6 protein-coding genes are annotated in these 14,075 nt (G+C 73.0%); 3 read left to right on the top strand and 3 right to left on the bottom strand.

Annotated elements, in window-relative coordinates; genetic code table 11:
* Positions 1–45: 45 nt before the first annotated feature.
* The 3 genes from IEZ04_RS03775 to IEZ04_RS03785 form a co-directional block, all read right to left on the bottom strand.
* Positions 46–1,602, bottom strand: coding sequence for an alpha/beta hydrolase (locus IEZ04_RS03775; RefSeq protein ID WP_189215125.1), 1,557 nt, complete (start codon positions 1,600–1,602; stop codon positions 46–48).
* 138 nt (positions 1,603–1,740) lie between these two features.
* Entirely contained in the window at positions 1,741–3,288 is a 1,548-nt protein-coding gene (locus IEZ04_RS03780; RefSeq protein WP_189215126.1) for an alpha/beta hydrolase, read from the bottom strand.
* 84 nt (positions 3,289–3,372) lie between these two features.
* Complete coding sequence (locus IEZ04_RS03785) at positions 3,373–6,174, bottom strand: lysylphosphatidylglycerol synthase transmembrane domain-containing protein (protein ID WP_189215127.1); 2,802 nt, start codon at positions 6,172–6,174, stop codon at positions 3,373–3,375.
* Positions 6,175–6,350: 176 nt separating this feature from the next.
* On the opposite strand from IEZ04_RS03785, the gene IEZ04_RS03790 reads away from it, so the two are divergent.
* From IEZ04_RS03790 to IEZ04_RS03800, 3 genes are all read left to right on the top strand, one after another.
* Positions 6,351–6,725 (top strand): MGMT family protein, encoded by a 375-nt coding sequence (locus IEZ04_RS03790; RefSeq protein WP_308429773.1) that lies wholly within the window; start codon positions 6,351–6,353, stop codon positions 6,723–6,725.
* Positions 6,726–6,973: 248 nt separating this feature from the next.
* Entirely contained in the window at positions 6,974–10,447 is a 3,474-nt protein-coding gene (locus IEZ04_RS03795; RefSeq protein WP_189215129.1) for an ATP-dependent helicase, read from the top strand.
* A gap of 132 nt (positions 10,448–10,579) precedes the next feature.
* Positions 10,580–14,071: an ATP-dependent helicase gene (locus IEZ04_RS03800; RefSeq protein WP_189215130.1), complete on the top strand. Its 3,492-nt coding sequence runs from the start codon at positions 10,580–10,582 to the stop codon at positions 14,069–14,071.
* Positions 14,072–14,075 lie beyond the last annotated feature (4 nt).

Raw genomic sequence — 14,075 nt, forward strand, 5'->3', positions numbered from 1 at the left:
AGCGCGGGGCGGGCCGGCCCGGAGCCCGTTCGTCCGTGGGTCGCGTTACGAGCAGACCTTGCCGTCCGCCGGCACCTTCCCGTTCAGCAGGTACGCGTTGATCGTGGAGTCCACGCAGTCGCTCCCGCTCCCGTACGCCCCGTGGCCCTCGCCCTTCCAGGTCAGCTCCACACCGACGCCCTCGCCCAGCTCCTCCGCCATCCTCTGCGCACCCTCGTACGGCGTCGCCGGGTCCCCGGTGTTGCCCACGACCAGCACGGGTGCCGCTCCCGGTGCGCTCACCTCCGGTGTGTCGAACTGACCGGGCACCGGCCAGTCGTGGCACCAGCCCGCGGTGTCCCAGCCCAGGAACTCGCCGAACACCGGAGAGATCTTCCTGAACTCCGGCAGCAGTTCCTTCGTCTCCTCCAGCGTCGGCCGTTGCTTGTCGTCCAGGCACGATATGACCCGCTGCGAGTGCGTCGTCGTGCCGTACCGGCCCGAGGGGTTGCGCTCGTTGTAGGCGTCGGCGAGCGCGAGCAGTCCCGTGCCGTCCCCCTTCTCGGCCGCGTCGAGCGCGCTGGTCAGGGTGGGCCAGCTCTGCTCGCTGTAGAGCGGCAGCACGATGCCGGTGGTCGCCAGCGTCTGGGTGAGTTCGCGTTCCGCCGACGTCGGCAACGGGGTGGCGTCGATCCGGTCCAGCAGGTCCGCGATCTTGCGCGTGCCCTGTTCCGGGTCCTGGCTGGTGGACCTGAGGTAGTTGTCGAGCGCGCGCTGGAAACCGCGGGCCTGGTTCTTGGCGTGGCCCGCGGTGTCCGCGGTCGGGTCGACGACCGCGTCCAGCACCAGACGGCCCACGTTCTCGGGGAACAGGTGGGCGTAGACGCCGCCGAGTTCGGTGCCGTAGGAGATGCCGAAGTAGTGCATCTCGTCGTCGCCGAGGACCTGTCGCATCAGATCCATGTCGCGGGCCGAGTCGGTCGTCGACACGTGCGCCATCAGTTTGCCCGCGGTCTTCTCGCAGCCCGCTCCGAAGTCCGCCGCGTCCTTGAGGTACGCCGCCTCCTCGGCCGCGTCGTCCGGCGTGGCGTCCACGGATTCGGCGGCCTCGATGTCCTTGTCGCTGCGGCAGCGCACGCCCTCGCTGGCGGCGACCCCGCGCGGGTCCCAGCTCACCAGGTCGTACCGCTTCTGCAGATCGCCCGCGATGTCGGCGTACGAGGGCATCATGGACACGCCCGAGCCGCCCGGGCCGCCGAAGTTGAACAGGAGTGAGCCGATGCGCTCGCTGCTGCCGCCGCTCGCCCTCGACCGGATCAAGGCGAGTTCGATCGTCTCCCCGTCAGGCTTGTTCCAGTCCAGGGGTGCCTTCAGTGTCGCGCACTGCCAGGCGCCGCCGGGGGCGGGACCGTCCGAGGTGGCCTTGCACTTGCCCCAGGAGGGTTTCTGCGAGGTCAGTGAGGCTGGCAGTGTCGGTGTGCCGTCCGCCGACGGCGTGGCCGACGACGTCGTGTCCCCCTTGTCGTCCGCGCCGTCCGTGCCGTCTGCGGATGGGCCACCGCCGCAGCCGGCCAGCAGCAGTGCGGCGGTGGCCAGTCCTGTCCACCGTACGAATCGCGCCATGTGCACTTCCCCCTCGCAATGTCGTCCACCGAAGGTCGCGGATGACGGTCGTGCCATCGTATGCGCACCGCCGCGAGCGCCGTGGTGGCCTGTGGATAACTTCCTGACCTGTGCTTTTTCGGGTGTTCCGCCTTCGTTTCATGAGCACACGGCTCCCGCCTCGGGTACGTCTCCGCGGAGCAGGTAGCCGTTCACGGCGTCCCGCACGCATGTGTTCCCGCTGTCGTACGCGCCGTGGCCCTGGCCCTCGTACGTGAGCTCGACCCCGACGCCCTTGCCGAGCGCGGCCGCCATCTTCCGTGCGCCCTCGTACGGTGTGGCGGGGTCGCCGGTGTTGCCGATCACGAGGATCGGTGCCGCGCCGGATGCGCTGACGTCGGGGTGCTCGGCGGCTCCGGGCACGGCCCAGTCCGTGCAGCCGACCATGCCCCAGGCCAGGTAGTCGCCGAACAGGGGAGAGGCCTCGCGGAACCGGGGCAGCCCGGCCCGCACGTCCTCGCCGGTGTGACGGGATCTGTCGTCGGCGCAGGTGATGGCGACGTTCGCCGCGGTGCTGTTGCTGTACTCGCCGTTCTGGTCGCGGCCGTTCATCGAGTCGGACAGCAGCATCAGCACGCTGCCGTCACCGCCGTACGCCTGTTCCAAGCCCTCCGTCAGGTACTCCCAGAACTCCTGGGAGTACAGGGCCTGGGCGATTCCGCCCGTCGCGGCCGTCTGGGTGAGCTCGCGCGGCCAGATCCCGGGGATGGGCTTGCTGTCCAGCCCTTTCAGCAGCTGGGCGATCCGGTCCTGCACGTCCTGCGCGCTGTCGCCCACCGGGCAGCCGTCCTCCTTCGCGACGCAGTCGCTCGCGTAGTTGTCGAGTGCGAGCTGGAAGCCCTCCGCCTGCCCGAGCGAACCCTCTTCGGCGGTCTGCGTCGGGTCGACGACCGCGTCGAACACGGCCCGTCCCACCTTCTCGGGGAACAGGTGGGCGTAGACGCCGCCGAGTTCGGTGCCGTAGGAGATGCCGAAGTAGTGCATCTTGTCGTCGCCGAGGACCTGCCGCAACAGGTCCATGTCGCGCGCCGCGTCCGTGGTGCGGATGTGCCGCAAGGTACGGCCGGAATTCTTCTCGCAGGCGGAGTTGAACGCTCTGGTGTTGCTCAGGAACTCCTTCTGTTCCGTCGGGTCGTCGGGTGTCATGTCCTGCTGGAAGTACGCGTCCAGTTCGTCGTCGTCCTGGCACTTCACGGGTGCGCTGCGGCCGACCCCGCGGGGATCGAAACTCACCAGGTCGTAGCGGGTGCGCAGGTCCTCGTAGTCCTCGGCGAACGCCGGCAGGGTCGTGACGCCCGAGCCGCCGGGGCCGCCGAAGTTGAAGACGAGCGAGCCGATGCGTTCGTTCCCGCCGCGGCTCGCCCTGGCCCGGATCAACGCGATGCCGATCGTCGCCCCGTCCGGTTCGTCCCAGTCGAGCGGCGCCCGCAAGGTGGCGCACTGCCACGCGTCACCGTTCGGCAGGGGGGACGGCGCCTGCCCGTCGCCCTGGGCCGGGGACGGTGCCGGACAGCCCTTCCAGTCGAGTTCCTGGGCCGACACGTCACCGTCCCCGGAGCCGTCGTCCCCACAGCCCGCCAGCGACGTGCACAGCAGCAGGGCGGTGGCGGTCAGGGCGGCAGCGCGCGGCCGGGGCGAATCGGACATGCCTCCATCCTGGGGTCGACCCGGATACGGCGCTCGGGGCGCGGGCCGTGCGGGTGAGGCACCCTCCCGGTGATCGGGCTGCTTTTAAAGGGCGCCCTTCCGTGTCAGATGGTTGAAGGCCAGCCAGCCCGGCAGGACGGGCAGCCACAGGGTCAGGAGCCGGTAGAGCAGCACGGCGGGCGCGGCGACCTCCTTGGGGAGGCCGACGGCGATCAGACCGACCGTGAGGGTGGCCTCGACCGCGCCGACCCCGCCCGGGGTGGGGGCCGCGGAGCCGAGGGCGTTGCCGGCGAGGAAGACCACCGCGACGCTGGCGAGGCTCAGCGCGGGCATGTCCTCCCGGCCGAATGCCCGGATCGACGCGTCCAGGCACATCACGAAGCAGAACGTCAGCAGCAGCATGCCGCCGATGCCCGTGATCAGCTTCTGCGGCCGCTGCAGCACGTCCAGCATGCGCGGCACGACGCCCGCGAACAGCGACCTCACGCGCGTGACGACGAACTTGCGCAGGAACGGCACCGACGTCACCACGAGGACCAGGACCGCCACCGTCAGCAGACCCGCGATGACCGTGCGGGACGGCGACAGGGACGGTGTCTTCTCGGTGCCGGTCAGATAGCCGAACGCCAACAGCATCAGGATGTGGCAGCCGAGACCGAACAGCTGCGACGCGCCCACGCTCGCCACCGCGAGCCCCGGCCGCACCCCCGCGCGCTGCAGGAAGCGCGTGTTGAGGGCGACCCCGCCCACCGCGGCGGGCGCGACGATCTTCACGAACGAGCCGGCGACCTGCGCCGACACCGTCCGGAGGAAGGACACCCGCTCCGGGACGAAGCCCAGCAGGCTCATCGCCGCCGCGACATAGCTCAGCGCCGCGAAGAGGACGGCCGCGGCGACCCAGCCCCACTCGGCGTTGCCGATGAGCGGCCCGAACTCGATGTGCGTCAGCTGCGTCAGCAGGAAGTACGCGCCGATGGCGCCGGCGATGAAACTGATCAGGGTGCGTGGCCTGACCCGCTCCAGACGGGCGGGTTCGACCGGTGCCTGCGGTTTGATGAGCAGCACCTGGTGGCGGATCTGGGTGAGCAGGTCCTCCTCGCGGGCCTCTTCGACGGCCTCGTCGATCGCCCGCTTCTCGGCCCGCTGCTCGGCGCGTACGGCCTTCTTGCCGGGCTTGGTGAGGTCCGGGGCCGCGTCGGTGCCCTGCGCCTCCCGCAGACGCGCCTGCTTGGCCTGCTGGGACGCCTGCAGCACCGCCTCGCGCTCGCGCTCCGCCCGCTCCCGGGCCAGCCTGCGCAGCGTCGCACGGTGGGAGCGGGTCAGCGCGATGGGCTGCAGCATCGGCAGGCAGTCCGCCACCGCGTCGGGGCCGAGCACACCGACCGCGCACGCCACCGCCCGCTCGGCACCCACACGCAGTGCGAGCGTCGTCACCAGCTGGGCGACGTCCATGCGTAGTAGCAGATCACCGGCGGCGATCTCACCGCCCCGCAGATCGGTCAGGACCACCGTGCCGGAACGATCCACCACGATGGCGTCGCCCGCGAGCCTGCGGTGCGCGATGCGCCGTGACTGCAGGGCCTTCACCTGGTGCCAGGTCTCCCGCAGCAGATCGTCGGTGATCTCCTCGTCGGCCAGGGCGTCGAGGGTGCGCCCGCCGGTGTGCTCGTAGACGAGCATCACGGCGTCCGGGCCGAGCTCCGAGGTGGCGATCAGTCTGGGCGCGTTGGCACCGGCCGCGATGGCCGCGTACGCCAGCAGCGCCTCCTGCTCCAGCGCCTGGCGCAAGGACTGGAGGCTGCGGCGGGTGGCGAAGCCGCGCAGTGTGAGATTGCGCCACACCCGGTAGAAGAAGCCCTGCGCCTGCTGCTCCCGGTCGACCACCGTGACGTCCAGCGGCGGGCCGTCCTCCAGGGTCACGAAGTACCGCCGGCCCCGGTCGCCGGTCTCCGACGTGTCCGGCGCTTCCACGCGGGCCGCGCTCACCGGCTTGAAGCCGACCCGGCGCAGGCCCGCCATGAGGGTCCGGCCCGTGGGGCGCACGTTGGGCGAGCCGACCGCGTACAGCGTCCCGTAGGCGACGGACCAGCCGATCAGCACCGTCAGGATGATCGAGAACGGTGTCGTGTAGCCGGTGACGAGCATGGAGAACGCGTCGAGGAGCAGCACGATCCACAGCACCGCGCGCCAGCGCGGCCGCCGGGACATGCCCACCGCCGTCATGTAGGCGATGACGGGGGCGAGGTAGCCGTGCACCGGGTCGGTGAGGGCGTGAATGTCGCCGGGGGAGGGCTGGGTGAGGGCGTCCTGGATGGAGTCGGGGGCGGCCCTCGCGACCCAGAGGTCGGTGGCGAGCGTCACTCCGTGTGCGAGGACGGCCGCGAGCACGCCGTCGGCGATGCGCAGCCCGTCCCGTTTGATCATCCGCTCGATCGCGAAGGCGACCGGCACCAGGAGGATCGCGATGCTCGACGCCAGGCCGGCGATCTTGATCAGCAGGTCGGGCGCCTGACCGGTGCCCTTGTTGATGTCCTGTTCGAGTCCCGACGTGGTGCCGTGGGCGAACGCGGCGATCGCCAGCAGTACGGCGATGGCGAGCACGCCCACCAGGAGCCGCATGAGGTCGGAGGGGCGGTGCACGCGCGCGGGGAGCAGCGGTTCGTCGCCCTCCACCTCGTCGGCGTGCCCTTCGGCCATGACGACCGGGTCCCCGTCGATCTCCTGTCCGGTGTGGTCGTGGTGCTTCCCGGTGCGGCCGGGTGCGGCTCCGGCGGGTGTCCCGGAGGCGGTCGTGCCCTCGGCCCCGCCCCTGTCCGCGGTGTCCGGGCGCGACGACGCCTCAGAGGTGCCCGCAGTGTCTTCCGGGTGCACGCTCTGCCGCCTCATCGTCTCTTCGTGGTCTCGTATCACCAGTCACCGCCCGCACGATGGTGGCATGCCCCGCCGACACACACGGACATCAGGGTGCAATGCGGGGGCGCACAGTCTGCCCCAAGCGTCGCGCGAGGGCGAGGGAGGAGCGAGGCCGTCACCACCCCCCATTGTCGGTGACGTCGGGCAGGATGGGGCGGGTGAGTGAGGGAAGCCTTCCGGCGGACGCCCTGCCGGAGTACGCGGAGCGGGTCCTCGACGTCGCCGAACTGATCCCGTCCGGTCACGTCATGACGTACGGCGACATCGCCGAGTTCCTGGGAGAGGGCGGTCCCCGGCAGGTGGGCCGCGTCATGGCCCTCTACGGGGGAGCCGTGCCGTGGTGGCGGGTCGTCCGCGCGGACGGCACGCTGCTCCCCGGACACGAGCAGGAGGCCCTCGGGCACTACCGCTCCGAGGGAACACCGCTGCGCGAGGCAGGCCGCACTACCGAGGGACATATCCCGCGCATAGACATGAAGCACGCGCGATGGGACGGATCCATACCGGACGATCGGCCCGCCTGAAGGTGTCCGCCGCCCCGCGGACACCGGACCGGCCTCCGCCCCGTACGGGAGACGCGGGACATGTCCGCGGTATGCCGTACGTTCGTGGGACGAGGGACGCGCGTGCCGGGAGTGAACAAGAGGAAGCCCTGCCTCCGTACCACCCGCGGGCGTAACGTCGACTGCACCTGCCCCCCTCATCCCGCGGCCACCGCTCTCCCCGCGCGGCCGGCCGCCGACCAGAACACCCACCAGGACCGGCGAAACACGTGAGCTCCTCTTCCTCCCCCCGGCGCCTGCCGCACCACCCGGTGCGGCAGGGGGCCCGGGGCGCCTACCGACTGGTGCGCACCCCACCGGCCCGGGTGGTCTCCCCCCGTCTGGACGCAGACCAGCGCGCCGTGGTTGACCATGACACCGGCCCGCTGCTCGTCCTCGCGGGTCCGGGCACCGGGAAGACCACCACGCTCGTCGAGTCCGTGGCGGCCCGCGTCGCGCGCGGGGCGGACCCGGAACGCGTCCTGGTGCTCACGTTCAGCCGCAAGGCGGCGGTCGAGCTCAGGGACCGCATGGCGCTGCGCATGGGCGCCGCGCGCGCTCCCCGGGCGACCACCTTCCACTCCTTCTGCTACGCCCTGGTCCGCGCCCACCAGGACAGCGACCTGTTCGTCGAGCCCCTGCGGCTGCTCTCCGGCCCCGAACAGGACGTGGCGGTCCGCGGACTCCTCGCCGGCCAGCCCGACCTGGAGCGCCTCGGCCTCGCACACGTCCGCTGGCCCGCCGAACTGCGCGCCTGCCTCACCACGCGCGGCTTCGCCGACGAGGTCCGCGCGGTGCTGGCCCGCAGCCGCGAACTGGGACTGGGACCCGGCGCCCTGGACGCCTTCGCCCGGCGCATCGGCCGCCCCGACTGGCGGGCGGCCGCCGCCTTCCTCGCCGAGTACCTCGACGTCCTCGACCTGCAGGGAGTGCTCGACTACGCCGAACTCGTCCACCGCGCGGTCCTCCTCGCCCACCGCCCCGGCGTCGCCGAGGACCTCGCCGCCCAGTACGACGCGGTCTACGTGGACGAGTACCAGGACACCGACCCGGCACAGCTGCGGCTGCTCCAGGCCCTGGCCGGCGGCGGCCGCACCCTCGTCGCCCTCGGCGACCCCGACCAGTCCATCTACGCGTTCCGCGGCGCCGACGTGAACGGCATCCTGGACTTCCCCGACGCGTTCCCGCGCGCGGACGGCAGTCCGGCACCCGTGCAGGTGCTGCGGACGTCCCGCCGCTCCGGTGCCGGCCTGCTCGAGGCGACCCGCCGGCTGACGCGGCGCATGCCGCTCACCCGGCTCCCCGCGGACAAGGTGCGGGCCCACCGCGAGCTCGCGCCCGTACGGGACGGCGGGCACGTGGAGGTCTACACGTACCCGACCCCGGGCACGGAGCTCGACAACATCGCGGACATCCTGCGCCGCGCCCACCTGGAGGACGGCGTCCCCTGGAAGGACATGGCCGTCCTGGTGCGGGCCGGTGCCCGCAGCATCCCGTCGGTCCGGCGCGCGCTCACCGCGGCCGGCGTGCCCCTGGAGATCGACGGCGACGACCTCCCGCTGCGGCACGAACCCGCGGTCGCCCCCCTGCTGACGGCACTGCGGGCGGTGGCGAGCGCCGAACTGCAGGAGACGGTCCCCGGCCGCCCCGAAGGCGCCGGGACCCACGCGGCGTCCGGGGAACACGGCCGGGCCCCCTCGATGGAGGCGGACGACGCGGCCCGGAACCACGGGACACCCGGCCCGGAGACCGGCGTCCACGAGGACCCGGCCACGCCCGCGGAGACGGACGGCGCCGACGAAGCCGCGGGCGGACCCCGACCGCGGACCTCATGGCTCGACACCGAGACCGCGCTGGACCTCCTGGTCTCCCCTCTCGCGGGCATGGACACCGCCGACCTGCGCCGCCTCGGCCGCGCCCTGCGCGAGGAGGAACGGGCCGCCGGCAACCCCGTACCACCGCCCTCGGACGAGCTGCTGGCGCGCGCACTGGCCGAACCGGAACGGCTGGTCGCGCACGACCCGGCGTACGCACGCGGCGCGCAGCGCCTCGGTGACCTGCTGCGCAGGACCCGCGCACGCCTCGCGGACGGCGGTACGGCCGAGGAGGCGCTGTGGGAGCTGTGGAACGGCACCCCCTGGCCCCGGCGGCTCGAGACGGCGGCCCGGCGCGGCGGCGCGGCCGGACGCAACGCGGACCGCGACCTCGACGCCGTGTGCGCCCTTTTCGCGACGGCCGCGCGCGCGGAGGAGCGTACCGGCGGACGCGGCGCCCTGAACTTCCTGGAGGAGATCGAGGCCGAGGACATAGCCGCCGACACGCTCACCCGGCGGGCCGTACGCCCCGACGCCGTCCGTCTGATGACCGCTCACCGTTCCAAGGGCCTGGAGTGGCGCCTGGTCGTCGTCGCGGGCGTGCAGGAGGGCCTGTGGCCGGACCTGCGCCGCCGCGGATCACTCCTGGAGGCCGACCGCATCGGCCGCGACGGCCTCGCCGAACCGCTCACCCCGGGAGCGCTCCTGGCGGAGGAACGGCGCCTGTTCTACGTGGCCGCCACGCGCGCGCGGGAGCGCCTCGTCGTCACCGCCGTCAAGGCCGCGGCCGACGACGGCGACCAGCCCTCCCGCTTCCTCACCGAACTCGGCGTCGAACCCAGGGACGTCACCGGCCGCCCCCGCCGGCCGCTCTCCGTCGCCGCGCTCGTCGCCGAACTGCGCGCCACGACCGTCGACCCGCGCGCGTCCGACGCCCTCCGGCAGGCCGCCGCCCGCCGCCTGGCCCGGCTCGCCGCGCTCGGCGACGAGGACGGCCGCCCGCTGGCGCCCTCGGCCCACCCCTACCGCTGGTGGGGCATGTTCGAGCCCACCGAGAGCAAGGTCCCCCTGAGGAACCGCGACCAGCCCGTCGCGCTCTCCGGCAGCGCCCTCGACCAGCTGGCCAACACCTGCGCCCTGCAGTGGTTCCTCGGCCGCGAGGTCAGGGCCGACGCGCCCGCGACTGCCGCCCAGGGCCTCGGCAACGTCGTGCACGTCCTCGCCGACGAGGTCGCGTCCGGCCGTACCCCCGCCGACCTCGACGTCCTGATGGAGCGACTCGACTCCGTGTGGAACGCGCTCGCCTTCGACGCGCCCTGGAAGTCCGAGCAGGAGAAGAACCACGCGCGCGCGGCGCTCGAGCGCTTCCTGCAGTGGCACGTCATGGACCGCACCGGACGCACCCCGGTGGCCAGCGAGCACGACTTCGACGTGACCCTGGAGGCCGGCGACTACGAGGTGCGCATCCGCGGCTCCATGGACCGGGTCGAGACGGACGGCGAGGGCCGCGCCTACGTGGTCGACTTCAAGACCGGCAAACAGGCCCCCAGCTCCGCCGAGGTGGCCCGCCACCCCCAGCTGGCCGTGTACCAGCTCGCCGTCCGTGAGGGCGCCGTGGACGAGGTCTTCGACGGCGTACGGCCCGAACCGGGCGGCGCCGAGCTCGTCCAGCTGCGCCAGGGAGCCGCGAAACGGGACGGCGGCGACACGCTGCCCAAGGTCCAGGCACAGGAGCCCCTGGACGGGGAGTGGGCCGGGGAACTGCTGGCCACCGCCGCCGGCAAGGTCCTCGACGAACGGTTCTCCCCGACCGCCGGCCAGCACTGCGCGCACTGCGCCTTCCGGGCGTCGTGCAGCGCCCGCCCGGAAGGCCGCCACGTGGTCGAGTGACGTCCATGGCAATGGTCCGGCGCCGGCGGTGACGTCCGTGACGGAGAACACCACACGCGCTGACCTGCGGTTCTCCCGGCCCGAACGGCGATTCGGCCCCCTTTGTCAGTGGTCGCGGCTAGCCTCTCTGAGATGTCCGCCCGCATCACCGATCCCGAACAGCTCAAAGAACTCCTCGGCATCCCGTTCACACCGGAGCAGACGGCCTGCATCACCGCGCCGCCCGCCCCGCAGGTGATCGTGGCCGGAGCCGGTTCGGGCAAGACCACGGTGATGGCCGCGCGCGTGGTGTGGCTGGTGGGCACCGGACAGGTCGCCCCCGAACAGGTGCTCGGCCTGACGTTCACCAACAAGGCGGCCGGCGAACTCGCCGAACGCGTCCGCAAGGCCCTCGTCAAGGCGGGCGTCACCGACCCGGACGCCATCGACCCCGACGACCCGCCGGGCGAGCCCGTCATCTCCACCTACCACGCCTTCGCGGGCCGCCTGCTGACCGACCACGGCCTGCGCATCGGGCTGGAACCCACCTCCCGCCTCCTCGCCGACGCCACCCGCTACCAGCTCGCCGCGCGCGTGCTCCGCGAGGCCCCGGGCCCCTACCCGGCGCTCACCCGCTCCTTCCCGGACCTCGTCAGCGACCTCCTCGCCCTCGACTCCGAACTCGCCGAGCACCTCGTCCAGCCCCACGAGCTGCGCGCGCACGACGCCGCACTGCTGCGCACCCTGGAAGGCGCCAAGCTCACCAACGCCGACCTGCGCAAGGTCCCCGAGACGGCCGCCGCCCGCCGCCAGCTCGCCGAACTGGTCGGCCGCTACCGGGCGGCCAAACGCGAGCGTGACCTGCTGGACTTCGGCGACCAGATCGCCCTCTCCGCGACCCTCGCAGGTCTCCCCGAAGTGGGCCGCGCCCTCCGCGACGAGTTCCGCGTGGTCCTCCTCGACGAGTACCAGGACACGTCCGTGGCCCAGCGCGTCCTCCTCTCCGGCCTCTTCGGCGACGGCACCGGCCACCCCGTGACCGCGGTCGGCGACCCCTGCCAGGCCATCTACGGCTGGCGCGGCGCCTCCGTCGCCAACCTCGACGACTTCCCCGACCACTTCCGCCACGCCGACGGCCGCCCCGCGACCCGCCAGGCCCTCAGCCAGAACCGCCGCAGCGGCGGCCGCCTCCTCGACCTCGCCAACGGCCTCGCCGAGCCGCTGCGCGCGATGCACGCGGGCGTGGAGGCCCTCCGCCCCGCTCCCGGAGCCGAGCGCGACGGCACGGTCCGCTGCGCCCTGCTGCCCACCCACGCCGAGGAGATCGACTGGATCGCCGACTCCATCGGCCACCTCGTGCGCACCGGCACGGCACCCGGAGAGATCGCCGTGCTGTGCCGCACCGCGACCGACTTCGCCGAGATCCAGGCCGCCCTCGTCGCCCGCGACGTCCCCGTCGAGGTCGTCGGCCTCTCCGGCCTGCTGCACCTCCCCGAGGTCGCCGACCTCGTCGCCGTCTGCGAGGTCCTCCAGGACCCCGGGGCCAACGCCTCCCTGGTCCGGCTGCTCACCGGACCCCGCTGGCGCATCGGCGCCCGCGACCTCGCCCTCCTGGGGCGGCGCGCCCGGTTCCTGGTCTCCCACGCGCGCGCGGGAGACGACGACCCCGACCGGCGGCTCGCCGCGGCCGTCGAGGGCACCGACCCGGCCGAGGTGATCTCGCTGGCGGACGCCCTCGACACCTTCCTGGAGATGCCGATCGAGGCCGAGCGGGAGGACGACGGACTGCCCTTCTCGCCGGACGCGCGCGTGCGCTTCGCGCGGCTCGCCGCGGAACTGCGCGACCTGCGCCGCTCCCTCGCCGACCCGCTCATGGACGTCCTCCACCGCGTCCTCGCCGTCACCGGCCTCGAGGTCGAGCTCTCCGCGTCCCCGCACGCCCTGGCCGCCCGCCGCCGCGAGACGCTGTCCAACTTCCTGGACATCGCCGCCTCCTTCGCCGCGAACAGCGACGGCGAGGCCACCCTGCTCGGCTTCCTCGGCTTCCTGCGCACGGCCGCCCAGTACGAGAAGGGCCTCGACAACGCCCTTCCCGGCGGCGAGAACACCGTCAAGGTGCTCACCGCCCACCGCTCCAAGGGCCTCGAATGGGACGTCGTGGCGGTCCCCGGCCTGGTCACCGGCACCTTCCCGAGCAGCCAGGGACGCGAGAAGTGGACCGCCCAGAGCAAGGTCCTCCCGCACGCGCTGCGCGGCGACGCCGACACCCTGCCCGACATCGAGGCATGGGACTCCCGCGGCATGAAGACCTTCCACGAGGCCATGAGGGAACACCAGCACACCGAGGAACTCCGCCTCGGCTACGTCACGTTCACCCGCCCCCGCTCCCTGCTCCTCGGCTCCGGTCACTGGTGGGGACCCACCCAGAAGCGCCCGCGCGGCCCGTCCGACTTCCTGACCGCCCTGTACGAACACTGCGCCGCCGGCCACGGCGAGATCGAACACTGGGCGGACGAGCCCCAGGAGGGCGAGGAGAACCCCGCCCTGAAGGAGGCGGCCGCCGACCACGCCTGGCCGCTCCCCCTGGACGACGCCGCCCTGGCCCGCCGCCGTGCCGCCGCCGACATCGTCCTGACCCACCTGGAGACCCTCGCCCACGAGGAGCACGCCCACCCCGGCGCCGTACCCGACCCCTCCTCCCACGACGACCCGGACTGGCCGCCCTCACCGGACCCGGACGCCCCCGAGGACGACGCCCCCGACCCCGAGGACACCGCGGACTGGGACTCCTGGACGACCGGCCGGCCCGCGATCCCCCACCAGGCACCGGCCGCCGAGGCACGCCCGCACCCCGCGGACGCGCAGCCCCCCGTCCCCGCGAACGCGCAGCCCCTCACCCCCGAGGAGGAGCGCACCATCGCCTCCTGGGACCGCGACCTCGACGCCCTCACCGGCGAACTCCTGCGTGCCCGCGCGCGTGTCACCGAAGTTCCCCTGCCGGCGTCCCTGACCGTGTCCCAGTTGCTGCACCTGGCCGCCGACCCGGACGGCTTCGCCCAGGAACTCGCCCGCCCCATGCCACGCCCCCCGCAGCCCGCCGCACGCCGCGGCACCCGCTTCCACGCCTGGGTCGAGACACGCTTCGAGGAACTGCGGCTGCCCCTGCTGGAACCCGACGAACTGCCCGGCAGCGAAGCCGAGATCGCCGACGAACAGGACCTGGAAGCCCTCAAGGAAGCCTTCGAGAACACCCCGTACGCCCACCGGACGCCGTACCGCATCGAGGCCCCCTTCCAGATCACGATCGCCGGACGCGTCGTCCGCGGCCGCATCGACGCCGTCTACACGAGGGCCGACGGCGACGGCACGACGTACGAGATCGTCGACTGGAAGACCCACCGCGCCCACACCGCCGACCCCCTGCAGCTCGCCCTCTACCGCCTCGCCTGGGCCGAGCAGCAGGGCGTGCCCCTGGAGTCCGTCGAGGCCGCGTTCCTCTACGTACGGACCGGCGACGTCGTACGCCCCGAGTCCCTGCCCGACCGGACCGCACTGGAGCGGCTCCTCCTGCGCGGAGACATCCCGGACGCCTCGGAACCCGCCGCCGAGGAGCCGCCTGACCAGCATGTCCGCACGGGCCGATAGGCTC

The organism is Streptomyces ruber (assembly GCF_014648075.1).
Lineage (GTDB): Bacteria > Actinomycetota > Actinomycetes > Streptomycetales > Streptomycetaceae > Streptomyces > Streptomyces ruber.